This window comes from Romboutsia lituseburensis (assembly GCF_024723825.1).
In the GTDB taxonomy this organism is placed as follows: Bacteria; Bacillota; Clostridia; order Peptostreptococcales; family Peptostreptococcaceae; genus Romboutsia_F; species Romboutsia_F lituseburensis_A.
Map to the genome: position 1 here is coordinate 1,810,585 of NZ_JANQBQ010000001.1, position 17,320 is coordinate 1,827,904.

The following is a 17,320-nucleotide window of genomic DNA, read 5'->3' on the forward strand; positions in this document are numbered from 1 at the left end:
CCTCATAAAAGTTTGATTTAATCCTTATTATAACCTATATGAGGCATTCAATAAATATATTATAATAAATGTATTCCAGCTTCTTTACATTCTTTAACCATATCACTAGGCCAAATTCCAACTTGAACTTCACCAATATGAGCTTTATTTAAGAAGTACATACATATTCTTGATTGTCCTATACCTCCACCGATAGTATAAGGAAGCTTACCTTCTAATAAAGCTCTGTGATAATCTAGTTCTCTTCTTTCATCACATCCCGATATCTTTAATTGCTTATCTAAACTTTTTTCATCTACTCTTATTCCCATAGAAGATAATTCTAATGCATTATCTAAAACTGGGTTATAGAAAAGTATATCTCCATTTAATTCCCAATCATCATAATCAGGGCTTCTTCCATCATGCTTCTCTCCAGTAGTTAATACTTTTCCTATTTGCATTAAGAATACTGCACCTTTTTCTTTTACTATTTTATTTTCTCTTTCTTTTGGAGTTAATCCTGGGTACATATCTAATAATTCTTGCGATGTTACAAAAGTTATTTTTTCAGGCAACACCTTTTTTATTTCTGGATATATGTTACATACATGGTTTTCCGTTGCTTTAAATACATCATAAATATTTTCAACAACTTCCTTTAAAGTCTGCATGTTTCGTTCGTCTTTATTTATTATAAGTTCCCAATCCCATTGATCTACATATATAGAATGTATATTGTCTAATTCTTCATCTTTTCTTATAGCATTCATATCAGTATATATACCTTTACCAACTGGGAATCCATATTTTTTAAGCGCCATTCTTTTCCATTTAGCTAAAGATTGTACTATTTCAGCTTTTTTGCCCATATCTGGAACTTCGAAGCTAACAGCTTTCTCTATTCCATTTAAATCATCGTTAGTTCCCGTCTCTGGTAATACAAATAACGGTGATGATATTCTTGTTAATTTTAATGACTCTCCTAATTTATTTTCAAAGAAATCTTTTAAGTCCTTTATTGCTTCTTGAGTTTGTATAACTCCTAAACTTGATTTATATTTTTCTGGTATTATTAAGCACATATTTTATACTCTCCTTATATTTTTATAATTTGAGTATGACGTCATACATTTACTAATTTTAGACTTGGCCTTAGTCTTTTTTTATAAATAAAAAAACCTTTCGTCTCTATATAAATATATAGGGACGAAAGGTTTAACTTCCGCGGTACCACCCTGGTTAGCTTAAAATAAGCTCCACTCTTAATGCAGCAAGATTTACTCTCAGTGCATTCCAATTTGATAACGGTTTGGTTCCGACTAAGCCTACTTTTATAAATTTCGGTTAGTAACTCCAGGATGTTCTTCAATATAGACTTCGTATTGGACTCTCACTACCACCAACTCGCTGGGACTACACTACTATATCTACTCTTCCTTTCACAGTCTTTAAAACTTCTTTGTGATTTTATATAATAATAATCTACTTAAATTCATATGTCAAATTATTTTTGATATTTTTAAATAAAACTTATTTTTTTTAATTATTATTTTATTGATTTAAGTTAATTTAAATTAAGTAAAACTACTATTATTTTATTATTTTTAAATAAAAGTATTATTTAACTATATTTTCTAAAATTTTTTATTTTTTTAAATATTAAGTTTACTACTATCTTAATAATTATTTATATGAACTGCTTTATAATTCGTTACATTATTAATTTTAATTTTTATATTTTTTAATTATACAACATTTCCTTCATCATGGTCATCAGTTCTTATAACATTACCTCTTATTTGATCAGCAGTTACAATCTTATAGTTTTTAAATATTGCATATCCTATAAATCCAGCTAATATACTCACTGCCATACATCCAAGAGCTGCTATTGCAACCTTACCTGCCGGGTTATATGCAAACATTATTGCAAGACCTGCTATCGGTGTTGCAGTACCCGGTGTATCATTAACTAATCTCATAAGAGATACTATAATACCCGACATTGCTCCGCCTATAAAGTTGGTAATATATACAGGTATTGGGTTAGCTGATATAATATCTGATTGTGTTAATGGTTCAATTGCAACAGATATAGTATCTTTTTTTGAACCAAACTTCATTTTTGAGAAAAATACATAGTTCATAAACGAAGAACCAAATACAGATAAAGCTCCTATTGCCATGGGTAAACCTGTCAGTCCTATTATAGATGTAAGTGCCATTGAACTAAGTGGTGCTGTCGCTACAACTGTTATAAGTCCTCCAAGTATTATACCCATAACTATTGGGCTAGCATCAGCTGCTTGTATTAAAACTTGCCCAATTTGAAGTAAAGTATTATTTACTATAGGATCCATTCCCATTGCTATTGCTCTTGCTACAGGTGCTCCAACTATTATTATTACTATTAAGTCAAGACCTGCTGGAACCTTCTCTTCAAAGAATCTAACTAAGAATGAAGTTATATAACCAGCTATAAATCCTGGAAGTATCCCAAATCCTGATACAGAAAGTCCAACTAAGACTGCATAAACAGGTGAAACACCTAAAGCTAATGGCACTAATATACCTGCAGCTACGCCACCTAAGGAACCATTCGCTGATCCTACACTTTCTAAGAATTTAATTCCTAACACTTCTCCAAAGAAAGAAAAGTGAAAAGCCTCAACCAAGAAACTTGCACATGCTGCACTTGCTAAAGCTCCCATAGCCTTCATACCATGAGGAGCTTTGTAACTAAATAGTGTAAATAGAGCCAGAACAACTAGCAGTAATCCTGTACCCATTAATATTTGTACCATAAAATTTCAGCCTCCTAAAATGTCTATTTATGTTTATATTAGTTTTTACACTATTTAATTACTTATTCTCTTTTATCTAAATCTATTTAATTTTTGTGCTGTAAATTTATGCATTTTTTTCATTTAAACCTTTTTTGTCAATTTTTCCTAATGAATTTGAAACTACAACAGCTGATGTCATAGCGCCATTAACATTTAACATTGTACGACCCATATCTAATATCGGATCTATAGCTAAAATTCCACCTGCTAGTGGGAAATATGCGCCCATTCCCATACCAGATATAACTACAGATACTGCCATTGTAGCTGTTCCTGGAAGCCCTGCTATTCCTAAAGATCCTATTGTTACAACTACAACCAACATCACATAAAAACTAAAGTTCATATCAATTCCAGCCATATTAGCTATAGTAACTGCCATTAATGCTGGATATATTCCTGCACATCCATTCATACCCATATTAGCACCTAAACTCGCTACAAAACTCGCTGTTCCTAGTTCTATTTTAAGTTCATCATTTAGTGCCTCTATAGTAACTGGAAGAGTCCCTAAACTTGATCTAGATGTAAAAGCTAGCATTAAAGGTTTTGATACTTTATTTAAATAAGCTATTGGGTTTATTCCATTTAAAGATATTATTAATAAGTGAATTAAAAACATTATAAATACACTAACATATAAAGCTACTATAAATTTAGTTACACCTACAATTGCGTTTAATCCATTTTCGGCTATTGTATTAGCCATTAAAGGTACTACTGCATAAGGCATAAGTTTTATAATAGTTATAGAAACACTAACTATTATTTTATAAAATGCTTCTACTAAATTTATAAATGGCATTACAGTTTCTAGATGTTTTTTTCTAAGTCTTTGTATTGCTAATCCTATAAAAGTTGCAAATATAACTATAGCTACTACATTAGCGTCCGCCATCGATTGAGCAGGATTTGAAGGTAAAAGACCTCTTAATGTGTCTACTACAGAAGTTATCTCTCTCATTTGTTCAGTAGATTTAACTATATTGTCTCCAAGACCTAGTTTAAATAAATTCCCTACTATTATTCCTATTACTGTTGCTACTGCTGTTGTACATAATAAAGTAATAACTGTCCTAGATGTCAATTTACCTAGATTTTCACCTTGACTCATATTCATTATAACTTTTATAATTGATACTAATACTAATGGTACTATTAACATTTTTAATAAATCCATAAATCCATAACCTACTAATCCATACCATTTACTTACTTCATTAATCCAAACAAGCTTAGACGGATTTTTAGGAAACTGAGCTACTACTTGAATTAAAAATCCAAGCCCTACTCCTAAAAATATTGAAACAATCATTAATTGAGTGAATTTAAATTTTCCTTTTAACTTATTTATTAAAAAGAATACTCCTACTAATGTCACTAAAAATATTACGGTTTTTATATCCGTTATCATTATAAATTGCGATAAAAATGTACTATCCATGATATTCCCTCCTAGTTATTATCAAAATGATAATAGTATATTACCATTATCATTTTGATAATACAATACTTTTCTTACTTTTTTATAAATTTATTTTGTTATTTTTCCTAAATTTTTTATAAAAAATATTTTCAATGTATATTAACTTTATTATTTTAATTAGTATATATCCGCTTCTAATCTAGAGTAAATTTTAATTCACTTGAACACAAAAAAGACTACCTCTATGAGGTAGTCTATATATATTACATATTGAAAGTTTTATCTACATGATTTTTTATTTCTTCCGCAGTTCCCATAGCTAATACTTCATTTGCAAAAGTCTTCATATCTTGATAATTTACAGACGTTATGAATTTTCTAGCTGGAAGGATAGATATAGGACTCATAGAAAATTCATCAAGACCAAATCCTAATAATATAGGTATCATTCTCTTATCTCCTGCTGATTCTCCACACATCCCTACCCATTTACCTTCTTTATGAGCATTATCTATAGTCATTTTTATAAGTCTAAGCACTGCTGGATTAAATTGGTTATAAAGATGGCTTATTTTTTGATTCATTCTATCAACTGCACAAGTATATTGAATTAGGTCATTTGTTCCTATTGAAAAGAAATCAACATGCTTAGCTAATATATCTGTTATTATAGCTGATGATGGTATTTCTATCATCATACCAACTTCTACATCGTCAGCATATGCTATTCCTTCAGCATCCATTTCAGCTAAAACTTCTTTTATAACTTCTTTAGCAGCTAATAATTCTTCTAAAGATGATATCATCGGGAACATAATTCTTAATTTTCCATGTACACTTGCTCTATATAAAGCTCTTAATTGAGTTTTGAATATATCTGTTCTATCTAAACAAAGTCTTATAGCTCTATATCCTAAGAATGGGTTCATTTCATGATCCATTTGGAAATAAGGAAGTTCTTTATCTCCACCTATATCTAGAGTTCTTATAACTATAGGTTTTCCATTCATACCTTCAAGTACAGCCTTATAAGCTTCATATTGTTCTTCTTCACTTGGGAAGTTATCTTCTTTGTCCATATATAAGAATTCTGTTCTATAAAGACCAACACCTTCTGCATCATTCTTTATTAATCCTTCTACATCATTAGGACTTCCGATATTACCTGCAAGCTCAACATGTCTACCATCTAAAGTTATAGAAGCTTTTCCTTTTAATAATTCTAAGGCTTTTCTTTCTTCCTCAAATTTAGTTTTAAGTTCTTGGTATTTAGCTTTAGTTTCTTCATCTGGATTTACTATAACCTCACCTGTATCACCGTTAAATACTATGAAATCGCCATCCTTAACTTTAGAAGTTATATCAGTAAGACCAACTACTGCAGCTATTTCTAATGTTCTAGCCATTATAGCTGTATGAGATGTTCTTCCACCTATATCAGTTAAGAATCCTAATACCATTTTTTTATTCATTGTTGCAGTATCAGAAGGAGTTAAATCATGTGCTATTAACACAACTTCTTCATCAAGACCTGCTAAATCAACTACTTTTACACCTAGTATATGTCTAAGTACTCTATTTGTAACATCTTTTATATCTGCGGCTCTTTCTCTCATGTACTCATTGTCCATAGATTCAAACATAGATACAAACATTTCTTTTATTTCATTTAATGCAAAAGCTGCATTTACTTTTTCATCTCTAATTTTAGTTATTGTAGAATCTATTAGTTCTGGGTCTGCTAAAACTAGTAAGTGAGCTTCAAATATCTCAGCTTCATGTTCCCCTAATTCTTGGCAAGCTTTTTCCTTAACTCTAGTTAATTCTTGTCTTGAGACTTCAACAGCCTTTTGTAATAAAGTTACTTCTTCTTCAACATTTTCGATATTTTTTCTTTCTATAACTAATTCGTTATGCTCAACTACTAATGCTTTTCCTAGAGCTATTCCCGGAGATGCTCCTGTTCCTTTGTACATAGGTACTCCCTCCTAATGTTTAACTTTTTTTAGTCTAAAATATATATTCAATGTTTCTTTACTAAATTGTCGATTTATTTTTTGTTAATTTATTGTTAAGTTTATACCAAATAAAACCCCGGGATAAACCGAGGTTTATTTATATATAATTATGGACTATTCTCCGAATCCACCTTCAACTAATTCAACTAATGCAGCTACTGCAGCTTCTTGATCTTCTCCATTAGCAACAACTATTAATTCGTCACCTTGAGCTAATCCTAAGCTCATTATTCCCATTATTGATTTAGCATTTACAGTTTTTCCTTTAGCCTTAACTTCTACTACAGATTTAAACTCAGCAGCCTTCTTTACGAACATTCCTGCTGGTCTAGCATGTAATCCACTTGCATTCTTTATAACTACTAATTTTTCCATTTGTGAAACCTCCAATAAATTTATTCTTAAAGTATTTATTTACTTTATTAACCTTTTATCTATATCCTTAAAATTCCTTTTATGGTGAGTTGTTCCATTTTTGTCCAATGGTGCATTTTTTGTCCCACTTTAGGAATAATTAAGCTAACCTTGATTTTTGAAATCTTTCAAGAAGTAATTTGTCAAAAGTTTTGACATTTTGTTCTTTTTCAACGATATAATTGTCCTAATTTCAGTATTCAACGTTAAGTTTTTACTAGTATTGATGTTTTTATTTACTGTATCTATAACTTTATTAAAATCATATAATTTTATTCTATTTATATTATTTTCTTCAAGCTTTTTCTCATACATACAGTAAAACAAATCTTTATATGAAAAATCCTTATCTAGATTTAAAAACTCTCCTACCTTAGGAATTATAACTTCCATTAAAGTTCTTAATGATGTATCTTTTTTTACACCTAATAAGTTAGAAATATCTTCTATTGTTTGTTTATCTAGTCTTCTAAATTTTTCAAAACAATATTCTTCATCAAACTTATAATCAACATTAAAGTAATAATTAACTCCTTCATATCTGTTATATGATTTCATAGCATCGAAATAACCTAGTTTTATATTTTTTTCTACACTATCTTTATCTTTATTTAAAGATCCACCTAAATATTCTGATGGAATTATAGTTTTTACATTAATATCTTGGTGCTTATTTAAATTTATTTTTCCCAAAAAGTCGTCTATAAGTCTTATAACTACAATATCATTATATCCTTTATTTTCAAGTAGACTTATTGGCATATTATCAAAAAACATACCGTCTAAATAAAGCTTATCATCCATTCTATCCAATTTAAATATCGGTAAACTCGAACTTGCTATGAGATAATCTATTAATCTACCGTTTGGTATCTCTCCCAAATATAAAGGATGAGGATTAATTTTTTTATCCCAGTGAACAGTCACCAATCCAAAATCTTTGTTAGAATTCCTTATAGATTCCTCATTTAAGGTTTTTTCTAATAACTGTCTTAAAGGAGTTATATCTATACCTTCATTTTTTCTAGCTTTATTTATCAACCCAATTACTGCATTGAAGTTTTTAGCTGTAAAGTCTATGTTTTTATATTTTTCATAACTTTCCTCATCAATATTCATAAAATGAGTATAATCATAAGTTAACCAAATATCTTCCATAACTTCTATATCATTTTGTATTATATAAGCACCATTTAGCGCTCCTATTGACGTTCCAGCTACTCCTTGGAACTCTATACCTAGGTCTCTTAAGGCTTTGTAAGCACCTATCTGGTAAGCACCTTTTGTCCCTCCACCTTCTAATACTAAACCTTTCATACATATCACCTGTTTTGTTTTAGAAAGATATATACATTTTCAACATTAGACATTCGATTTCCTAAGCTATAAATTTTAAAGATAAGCTTAAAACAATCTAGAATAATCTATGATATTTTTTAGTACCTTTTAGGATACAAATTCCTTTAATTAAAATATATTACAACTTTTATGATTTTTCAAGTCGAAATATAAGTTTTATTCAAATTTAATTTAATATTTTGATATTTTATGCCAAAATTATATAATTAAATTTAAGTATATTTTATCATAAAGTTACTAAAAAAGTATATACCTTTCATTTTTTTTATAATAGTTTTATAAATTAATTACTTGATTTGATTTATTGATGGAACTACCTTAACCGCCTTATTAAACAATTTTTGTTCTATTTTACCTAAATTCATATTTCCCATTATATAATTTTCTGGGTCAATTAAGTACATTCTTTTATATCCATTTTTAAAAAATGTCATACATACACTTCTTAAATCTTCGATATTTTCACATTCAAATATCGAAGGTGTTACTATTAATTTATATTGATTAAATTTTATACCTTTTACATTCTGCTTATACTCATTTATAAATTTTTTTGCATCATTGCTACTTATATATCCACTTACATCAATATAAACAGCCTTATCTGTATTTGATACTCTCATATTTATCATTTTTAATCCTCCCTACAATACTCTTTAATTAATTTAATTATATGAGTATTAGGCGGCATTAGTGATTAAATAGACAATGACAGTTTTACTAATTTATCAATTTCATATTGTAAGCTATTTATTACCTCATTATTTTTTTCATTTCCTTGCAAAACTTTTATCATTTTTCTAGATAAAAATTCTATTTTTTCATAATTTTCATCTTTGAATATTTTTATTTTCATTACTTTATTAGGATAATAATCATATATATTTTTACTTATTTTTTTTCCAATTAATTTAAAATATTTTTCATATATACAAGAGTTAAGTATTCCTACCAAATACTCATAAGAAAAATCATTTTTATATTCATCTTTAATATAAAAAGAATATATATCTGCACTACAATAATTATAATTATAGTCTATAGCAAATCTATTTTCCTTGCATTTATAAGGATACATTATTTTTACTTGCTCAAATAATGATTTTTCCCTCCCCCATTGAAGCTCATACCATTTTCTAATATTTTTTTTGCACTCTCTTCTATTTGCTAGCTTATCTTTATATTTTCCAATTATTTCTGTAATCTCAAAAATATATTCTTCCTCATCCTTAATATCATTAGAGTATATTAAGTTTTTATTGCTATCTTCAATTATGTATTTTGATATATGTTTATTTTTTATCCAAGATTTTAGAATGCTTTTATCTATTTTATCAACCAATTCATTTTGATTATCAATTATAAATGCCTTATCACAACCAGATATAATACCTTGAAAACTAATGGCTATATCATCTAACCTGTAGTTACATTTTTTATGTATTTTTTTTAAAAATTGTTTATCTTGCTCATTAACTATTAACCATTCTTCATTTAAATCTTGTTGGTTTATTATAATTTTTTCAAATAAATCACTTCTTACTAATTTATTTAAATTCATATCATTATTTAATTCAAAATTTTCATTTTTAATCTTAAAAAATTCTATGTTTTCATCTATACTTTCTTTTTTGAACGTTGATATACAACTGCAAATTCCTATATTTTTAAATATAGAACATCCTAAAAAATCTATTATTTCTTTTATATTGATATTTTTACTTATATATGATCTTAAATATTTGCCCGAAGGACTCTCTAGGAAATATCTAGGTGTTATTATACTTCCAATACCATCTTCATCTAACATTTGTATTATTTTTTTATAAAAGCAATAATAAATATCTGATTTATCCTTATAAACCTCACTATAACTTTTCATTATTTCTTTTTTATAATCATTATTTAATTTTTTTTGACCTACATAGGGTGGATTCCCTATTATATAATCAAATTTCTCATTCCATTCATAACGTAAACTATCACAACAATATAAATTAAATTTTTGGATATTATAATCTCCTCGCTTATTTTTCAAGCTTATTTTTAATATTTCAATAGCACTTGAGTCTATATCAGCACCATAGATACAATTTGTTACTATATGATTATGAATATTATTGATGTTCCAATAATCGCTCCCGTACAAATTACTTAACTCAAATAAGTTTTTTTCAATAATTTCATATAAAATATCATATGCTTCTAACAAAAAATTTCCACATCCACATGATATATCAAGTACTTTAGGAGATGGATTTTTTAATATGTCATGATATTTTAACGTATTTTCTAAAATATATTTTACAATAAATTTAGGTGTATAATATATGCCCTTACTTTGTTTAATATCAGTGCTCAAATTATTTTCATAAGCTTTTGACATCTTAAAATTATCATCTCTTGCAATCTCTACCTCTAACCCCATATTCCCCTCCAAGTAAAGCAACTTATCATTTGTTTATTAAGAACTTCATTTAAATTTTCTCTATTGTATAAATTATAGCACAATTATTTAACCCATTTTTCTTGTATCCATTTAAGGTGCTTTGATATATCATAATTGGTTCCTAAATCAATTAAGTATTGTAGAGACTCACAATCATCCATACCTATATCTCTATCTATTCTAGGATTGATTCTCTCATAATTATCTTCTAAGAGCATTTTAGAAAATATTTGGCTCATCTGAGCATTTCCTTCTAATGTCATAGATATAATTGGGAAATCTGGGTTTTTGCTTATAATCCAGTCTAGCGCTCCCCAAGATGTTGTGTCTTGCTTTATACTATTAAAGTTATAACCTGTTCCAAATGATAATAATCTTAGATCTTCCTTATATTTACCTATTTCTTTAGAAATTGAATGAATGACACATGATACCCCTGGATCTGTAGCTATTATTCCTCCATCTATATGGTTTTGATATGTTGGAAAAAATACAGGTGCAGCGCTACTTGACATTGCCACGTCTATAACTCTTTCATTTTCTGTCGCAGAATTCGGTATATTATTGTAAAATACAGGTTTCCATTCACTTGTTTCACTCCCAATATAAAAACTAGGTATAACTACCAATTTTCCTAAATCTTTTAACTTTAGCTTTTCAGGAAAAACACTAAGTAGAAGCTCTTTTAAATTTGTATTATTATACTTAGGTCTTAGCATCTCTGAATATGATTTATCAAATATATAATCAACATTTTCTTTAGAATATAACTGTCTCACTTCACTACAGCTTAATCCATACGCTAAACCTAATGCTATTAAGCTACCCGTTGATGTTCCTCCTAACATATTAGTTTTTCTTATTATATCAGGCATTTTTTTTTGTATATTCTCAAATATACATATACTTAGAGCACCCCTCAGCCCTCCTCCATCAAAAGAAACTATATTAAAAGTAGAGTTTTCCATTATTTTACCTCCATAATAAAAATAAACTTTAGTGTATATCTATGCATAAAAAAATAGGATGTTTCCATCCTATTTATATACTTCATATATTTAGTTATTTTAAAAGTTCTTTATATTCATGTATTTCTACTGGCTTTGAAAATACATATCCTTGCACAACTTCACATCCAGTAGACTTTAGTACTTCTACTTGGTTTCTATTTTCAACACCTTCACATACTGTACTTAGACTTAAATTTTTTGACAAACTAAGGATTGACTTAACCATAACCTCTGTTTTTTCATTATTTTCTATATCTAATAGCAATGATCTATCTAATTTTAATACATCTATAGGTATATCCTTTAAATTACTTAGATTCGAATTCCCAGTTCCAAAGTCATCCATTGCAACTTTTATTCCTAACGACTTTATTTCAGTTAATTTTTTATTTATAAATTCAATATCATTTAATGCTGTTGTTTCAGTTATTTCTATTTCTATCAACTTTGGATTTACTTTATACTTAGCAAGAATTAATTTTAAGTTTTCTACTAAATCCTGCTGATATAATTCAACTCTCGATAGATTTATTGCGACAGGTACAACATTTATTCCTTCTTCTGTCCAGTCCTTTATTTTAGAACAAACTTCTTCAAAAACCCACTTCCCTATATTATTGATAAATCTTGTTTTTTCAGCTATAGGTATAAATGTCATAGGGCTTATCATTCCTATAGTTGGATGTTGCCATCTTATCAAAGCTTCTGATCCAACAATTTTTTCATCATTTATATTAAATTTTGGTTGATAATGTAATATTAATTCATTATTTTTTATAGAGTAAAATAGATCTTGTTCTAACTGCATAAGTTTTTTCTTCTCTTGGCTTAACTTTTCATCAAATATAGCATAATTTTGATATCTATACTCCTTTGATTTTAATCTAGCCATATCTGCGTTATCTATTATTTTTTTTATATTGAATTCTTTCTGTATATCATAAATTCCTATAGATAGATCTATATTTATATCTAAATCTGAACTTGAAATATTTCCTATTTTATTGGTTATAGCTTGCGCTATATATGGAACTTTTTTTTCTTTATTATATAGTTCCATTAGAATTCCAAAAACATCTCCTGTTAATCTTCCATAAACTATTCTATCTCCAAAATATAACTTTAAATTTTTTGATATACACTTTAAAATTTCATCTCCTGTTTTATATCCATACACATCATTTATTAATTTAAATTTGTCTATATCAAAACTTACCATTATACAATTACTAGATTTTCTATTTTGTAAATAATATTTTGCCTCTACAATAAATTTATCATAATTTATAAGTTCAGTTAATGCATCTTTTGATATGGCTGATTTAATTTGCTTGCAATTATATTTTTTTATTTTTTTTATAATTAAATATATTAACAATATCATTGATATAAGTATTACTATTATACAAATTACAACTCTATTTATATCTTCTTTATCTAAAAATATAAAGCTTAAATCACAGATATTTTCAGTTTCATTTTGCATTTTAATTATTCCTATATATTTTTTAGATTCTTTAGGTAATTTTCCTATATTTTTATTTAACTCTACATTTATTGATTTTATATCTATAGAGTCTTTATACTTTGCATTTTTTATAATACCTTTAGTATGTATTAAAAAAAATAAATTTCCTAACAATACTATAGTCATAACTAAGAACGTTGTAATGCACAAAGTATTATTTTTCAACATATTATTAAATTTTTCCATAATATTTCCCCTATAAGATATTTTATTTTTTGTTATTTATTGGATATTTTAAACATATAATGTATTATAAGTTACTAAATTAGCTAAATCAATAATTTCGCTAAAAATTGCAACCGTCTATTATTTTAATTTTTTTTTATAATTTTTTTATATTTCCCATTATTTAACATTTAAAAATTAACATAAAAATAATGCATAGCATTTTTTATGCTATGCATTATTTTTATTTACTATTTTCATCTAAAAATGTTAAAATTCCTTGAGCTATACCTTCTGATAATTGATTTTGATATTTTTCATCTAAAAGTTTTTGTTCTTCTTTATAGTTGCTGATAAATCCGCATTCAACTAATGCAGCCGGCGCAGTTGTATCCCTTAAAACTTGAAATATATCTTCTTTAATACCTCTATCTCTAATTTTTATATACGATCCAATCGTATGTTGTATAGTTTCAGCTAGATGCGAAGATTTATCATTAGAAGGAGCATTGGCTCTATAATAAGTTTCAATTCCGTACGCACTATCTCCTCCAGCCTCTGCATTCATATGTATAGAAACTAACACATCTGCATTCTGAGTTTCTGATGTTTTTACTCTTTCTGACAGCTCTACAAATTTATCTTCTGTTCTAGTAAGCACAACCTGTACATCATTTTGTCTAGATAATATACCTGCGACTTTTTTACTAATTTCAAGAGCTAAATCTTTTTCATATACTTTTTTATCTGACTGTTTATTTCTAGTACTATATCCTTTATTTCCAGGATCTTTTCCTCCATGTCCAGGGTCAATAACTACAGTATATTTTTTTTGAAGTCCATCCGTTTGTTCTTCCTCTATATTAAACTGTTTTTTGGCCTCTAATGCTTTTTTCTTTTCTACTTCAGCTTGTTTTTTAGATTCCATATTTTTTACCACAGTAGATATACCTGTAGTCGCTTTAACCATACCAAACATAAATATACCTATTATGCTAAACAATAGTATTAACTTTTTTTTATTAACCTTTTTTTTCTTCTTTATATTTTTTTTCCGTGAAGTGTTTTTTACTTGTGTTTTACTATTAACTCTTTTTTTAGTTGACATTGTTGTACCTTTCCCTAAATTATTTACAATAAGTGTATTTTATCACCTAAAATGGGATATTTCAACATATGTCATATATTATTATCTATAACTTTTTATGGAAATTATAAATTTAGCCTCCTAAAGTTACATCTTGCTTATTATACCAATTAAAAGCATCTGGTATATGATTTTCATTAAATGAAGGCCAATAATCGTCAATAACATAAAAATCAGCATAAATAGATTGAACTGGTAAGAATCCACTTAAACGTCTTCTTCCTCCCCATCTTATTATTAAATCTAATCTTGAGATATCAAATGATTGTATATTTTCATGTATATTATTTTTATTTACTTGTTGAGCATCAGTTAAAGTATTTAAATCCCAGTGCCATCCATAATTCACTAATAAATTTGCCTTTATTTGACCTTTCTTCGGTTCGCATCTTTTTGTATATGGTAATAATTCCTTTGGAAACATTGGAGACTTAGTATTTCCCATTACTAAAAGAGCTGCCCCTTCGTTTATCAATAAATTAGCTGCATCTACACATGCTTTCGTAAATGCTTCTGTTTGATAAGATGGTCTCTTGGTATTGTCAGTAGTAAATCCATAAAAAGTTACCTCTTCTACTCCTAAATCTCTGCACTGTCTATATGCATCTAACCCAGGATCTAATCCACTTTCATATCCTTTTTCTTTTGTCATTCCTTGATTTTGAGCCCATCTTCTATTTCCATCTGGTATTATACCTACATGTTTTGGTATTCTCATATATTTTCACCTCTCTATATTGGTGATTATTTACATTTTTTAGGAATATTACTCTATATTTCTCAAATAATAATTAATAATATAGTTTATTGTATTCATTGCTTTAATAAAAAAAATATAGTAGACTAATAATTAATAGTTTCCATAATTTTATAAATTTTACATTTTTTATATCATTTATGCAAGTTATATATCTGTAATCATAATTTTATGGATTTGTATATGTGGTAATTACTAGGAGGTTATTATGAAAAATTTATTAACATTATTTTCCTTAATATTAACTTTAGGTTTGGTAGGATGTTCTCAAAAAAACGAAGTAAAAGATGTTCCTATTAATGACATTAAGTCTGCAATAAATACAGAGTCACTTTTACCTATACAGCCTGTTGCAGATGTTGATGCTAAAGAATTTTATGCATTTGAAAAAGTAAAAGATAAAATTAAAGAAGGTTTTGTAATACAAGCTATGATGAATGTAAAATTACAAGATGTATTTGTAGTTAAAACTGATGATGTAGATTCTATAAAAAAATCAATTGAAGAATATAAAGACAATTCTTTGAAAATGTTTGCTGATGGGTATGGTGGAGAAGATAATGTAGATGCTGTAAACAACTCCATTTTAGAAAGTAAAGGAAATTATGTTTATTTTATAGCTACTAAAAATGCTAAAGATATTGAGTCTAAAATTTTAGAAGTTATAGAGTAGATTCTAAAGATGTTTTAAAATGCAAATATGTTACTATTTTAAAACATCTTTTCATGTAATTAAATTTTATATAATTAAGATAGAGTGTTATAAGATAAATTTAAATTTACGATATCAATTAACATATATAAATTTATTTTTGAGAGGCTGGTGATATTTTGACTTTTAGCAGTATTACATTTTTATTCTATTTTCTACCTTTAGTTTTATTTTGTTACTTCTTCTCTCCAAATAAATTTAAAAATTTTATTTTATTAATTTTCAGTTTAATTTTCTATGCATGGGGTGAACCTATTTATATTTTAGTAATGTTATTTTCTTGCATTGTCGACTATATAAATGCAATATTAATAGATAAATATAGAGGTACTTTAAAATCAAAATTAGCATTAATTTGCTCTATTTCCGTTAACATAAGTCTATTAGCTTTCTTTAAATATAGTGACTTTACTATATGTATATTTAATGATTTGCTTCATACTAACTATAATTTACTAAATATAACATTGCCTATTGGTATTAGCTTTTATACATTTCAAACTATGTCTTATACTATCGATGTTTATAGAAATGAAGCTCCACTTCAAAAAAACATTATTTCTTTAGGTACCTTTGTTACACTATTTCCTCAATTAGTGGCTGGACCAATTGTAAGATATTCTGATATAGCTTTACAGTTAAATCAGAGAAATCACAGTATAGATAAAATATACGAGGGGGTATCTAGATTTATTTTAGGACTTTCTAAAAAAGTTATTTTAGCTAATAACTTAGGATTAATTTGGACTAATGTAAAATACCTACCTTTATCGTCTCTATCAACATTTACAGCTTGGCTTGGTATTATTTGTTTTACACTTCAAATTTACTTCGATTTTTCTGGCTACTCTGATATGGCTATTGGATTAGGTAAGATTTTTGGATTTGATTTTTTAGAAAATTTCAACTTTCCTTATATATCAAAATCTATCACTGAATTTTGGAGAAGATGGCATATATCTTTAGGCATTTGGTTTAGAGATTATATTTATATTCCTTTAGGTGGTAACAAATGTTCAAAGTTAAGATGGTTTTTCAATATATTCGTTGTATGGTTCCTAACCGGTTTATGGCATGGTGCTAGCTTCAATTTTATTCTATGGGGGCTTTATTTTGGATTTATTTTAATTTTAGAGAAGCTATTCATATTAAACCTGCTAAATAAAACTCCAAATGTTATCAATCATATTTATGTTATGTTTTTAGTTATAATAAGTTTTGTTATTTTTGATATTACTAATTTAATTGATATGTTTAACTTCTTTAAAGCTATGTTTAATTTTAGTAATATTTTAATTGATAAAACTTTCTACTATTACTTAATACCGAATATACTATTATTAGTTTTTGCTATTATAGCATCTACTCCTTTTATTAAAAACATATTAGATAGATTTAAACTCTTAAGATTTATTACATTACTATCCGGGCTGATATTATCAACTGCATTTTTAGTAGATTCATCTTTTAACCCATTTTTATATTTTAGATTTTGATAGGAGGAAAA

Annotated in this window: 14 protein-coding genes and 1 other annotated feature; of the genes, 2 read left to right on the plus strand and 12 right to left on the minus strand. The window is 27.1% G+C overall.

Going from position 1 to position 17,320, the window contains the following annotated elements; all coding sequences use genetic code 11:
* Positions 1–59: 59 nt before the first annotated feature.
* From asnA to uppS, 12 genes are all read right to left on the minus strand, one after another.
* Positions 60–1,064 (minus strand): aspartate--ammonia ligase, encoded by a 1,005-nt coding sequence (gene asnA, locus NWE74_RS08800; protein WP_258242831.1) that lies wholly within the window; start codon positions 1,062–1,064, stop codon positions 60–62.
* Positions 1,065–1,181: 117 nt separating this feature from the next.
* Positions 1,182–1,434, minus strand: a binding site (T-box leader).
* Positions 1,435–1,727: 293 nt separating this feature from the next.
* Positions 1,728–2,786: a PTS sugar transporter subunit IIC gene (locus NWE74_RS08805; protein ID WP_258242832.1), complete on the minus strand. Its 1,059-nt coding sequence runs from the start codon at positions 2,784–2,786 to the stop codon at positions 1,728–1,730.
* A gap of 106 nt (positions 2,787–2,892) precedes the next feature.
* Positions 2,893–4,272 carry a cation:dicarboxylate symporter family transporter gene (locus tag NWE74_RS08810; protein WP_258242833.1) on the minus strand — a complete coding sequence of 460 codons (1,380 nt, stop codon included), beginning with the start codon at positions 4,270–4,272 and terminating at the stop codon, positions 2,893–2,895.
* Positions 4,273–4,517: 245 nt separating this feature from the next.
* Entirely contained in the window at positions 4,518–6,230 is a 1,713-nt protein-coding gene (gene ptsP, locus NWE74_RS08815; protein WP_258242834.1) for a phosphoenolpyruvate--protein phosphotransferase, read from the minus strand.
* Positions 6,231–6,386: 156 nt separating this feature from the next.
* Positions 6,387–6,647: an HPr family phosphocarrier protein gene (locus NWE74_RS08820; protein ID WP_258242835.1), complete on the minus strand. Its 261-nt coding sequence runs from the start codon at positions 6,645–6,647 to the stop codon at positions 6,387–6,389.
* A 144-nt stretch (positions 6,648–6,791) separates the two neighbouring features.
* A complete protein-coding gene (locus tag NWE74_RS08825) occupies positions 6,792–8,003 on the minus strand; it encodes a patatin-like phospholipase family protein (protein WP_258242836.1) in 1,212 nt (403 codons plus the stop codon).
* 329 nt (positions 8,004–8,332) lie between these two features.
* Entirely contained in the window at positions 8,333–8,677 is a 345-nt protein-coding gene (locus NWE74_RS08830; protein ID WP_258242837.1) for a hypothetical protein, read from the minus strand.
* A gap of 65 nt (positions 8,678–8,742) precedes the next feature.
* On the minus strand, positions 8,743–10,473 hold the full coding sequence (locus NWE74_RS08835; protein ID WP_258242838.1) for an Eco57I restriction-modification methylase domain-containing protein: 1,731 nt from the start codon (positions 10,471–10,473) through the stop codon (positions 8,743–8,745).
* Positions 10,474–10,556: 83 nt separating this feature from the next.
* Positions 10,557–11,462, minus strand: a complete 906-nt coding sequence (locus tag NWE74_RS08840; protein ID WP_258242839.1) for a patatin-like phospholipase family protein — start codon at positions 11,460–11,462, stop codon at positions 10,557–10,559.
* 94 nt (positions 11,463–11,556) lie between these two features.
* Positions 11,557–13,218 carry a putative bifunctional diguanylate cyclase/phosphodiesterase gene (locus NWE74_RS08845; protein ID WP_258242840.1) on the minus strand — a complete coding sequence of 554 codons (1,662 nt, stop codon included), beginning with the start codon at positions 13,216–13,218 and terminating at the stop codon, positions 11,557–11,559.
* A gap of 223 nt (positions 13,219–13,441) precedes the next feature.
* The gene (locus tag NWE74_RS08850) at positions 13,442–14,305 is read right to left on the minus strand and encodes an N-acetylmuramoyl-L-alanine amidase family protein (RefSeq protein WP_258242841.1); all 864 of its coding nucleotides are present in this window, start codon (positions 14,303–14,305) and stop codon (positions 13,442–13,444) included.
* 112 nt (positions 14,306–14,417) lie between these two features.
* Positions 14,418–15,062: a polyprenyl diphosphate synthase gene (uppS, locus tag NWE74_RS08855; RefSeq protein ID WP_258242842.1), complete on the minus strand. Its 645-nt coding sequence runs from the start codon at positions 15,060–15,062 to the stop codon at positions 14,418–14,420.
* Between the two features lie 247 nt (positions 15,063–15,309).
* Between uppS and NWE74_RS08860 the strand changes: the two genes are divergently transcribed.
* The gene (locus NWE74_RS08860; protein ID WP_258242843.1) at positions 15,310–15,774 is read left to right on the plus strand and encodes a DUF4358 domain-containing protein; all 465 of its coding nucleotides are present in this window, start codon (positions 15,310–15,312) and stop codon (positions 15,772–15,774) included.
* A gap of 158 nt (positions 15,775–15,932) precedes the next feature.
* Positions 15,933–17,309: an MBOAT family O-acyltransferase gene (locus NWE74_RS08865; RefSeq protein WP_258242844.1), complete on the plus strand. Its 1,377-nt coding sequence runs from the start codon at positions 15,933–15,935 to the stop codon at positions 17,307–17,309.
* Positions 17,310–17,320: the final 11 nt, after the last annotated feature.

Bases quoted from the DNA above. Each gene is read 5' to 3' on its own strand.
- NWE74_RS08850 (WP_258242841.1), bottom strand. From the start codon at position 14,305: ATGTCAACTAAAAAAAGAGTTAATAGTAAAACACAAGTAAAAAACACT.
- asnA (WP_258242831.1), bottom strand. From the start codon at position 1,064: ATGTGCTTAATAATACCAGAAAAATATAAATCAAGTTTAGGAGTTATA.
- ptsP (WP_258242834.1), bottom strand. From the start codon at position 6,230: ATGTACAAAGGAACAGGAGCATCTCCGGGAATAGCTCTAGGAAAAGCA.
- NWE74_RS08810 (WP_258242833.1), bottom strand. From the start codon at position 4,272: ATGGATAGTACATTTTTATCGCAATTTATAATGATAACGGATATAAAA.
- NWE74_RS08830 (WP_258242837.1), bottom strand. From the start codon at position 8,677: ATGATAAATATGAGAGTATCAAATACAGATAAGGCTGTTTATATTGAT.
- NWE74_RS08840 (WP_258242839.1), bottom strand. From the start codon at position 11,462: ATGGAAAACTCTACTTTTAATATAGTTTCTTTTGATGGAGGAGGGCTG.
- uppS (WP_258242842.1), bottom strand. From the start codon at position 15,062: ATGAGAATACCAAAACATGTAGGTATAATACCAGATGGAAATAGAAGA.
- NWE74_RS08845 (WP_258242840.1), bottom strand. From the start codon at position 13,218: ATGGAAAAATTTAATAATATGTTGAAAAATAATACTTTGTGCATTACA.
- NWE74_RS08805 (WP_258242832.1), bottom strand. From the start codon at position 2,786: ATGGTACAAATATTAATGGGTACAGGATTACTGCTAGTTGTTCTGGCT.
- NWE74_RS08835 (WP_258242838.1), bottom strand. From the start codon at position 10,473: ATGGGGTTAGAGGTAGAGATTGCAAGAGATGATAATTTTAAGATGTCA.
- NWE74_RS08825 (WP_258242836.1), bottom strand. From the start codon at position 8,003: ATGAAAGGTTTAGTATTAGAAGGTGGAGGGACAAAAGGTGCTTACCAG.
- NWE74_RS08860 (WP_258242843.1), top strand. From the start codon at position 15,310: ATGAAAAATTTATTAACATTATTTTCCTTAATATTAACTTTAGGTTTG.
- NWE74_RS08820 (WP_258242835.1), bottom strand. From the start codon at position 6,647: ATGGAAAAATTAGTAGTTATAAAGAATGCAAGTGGATTACATGCTAGA.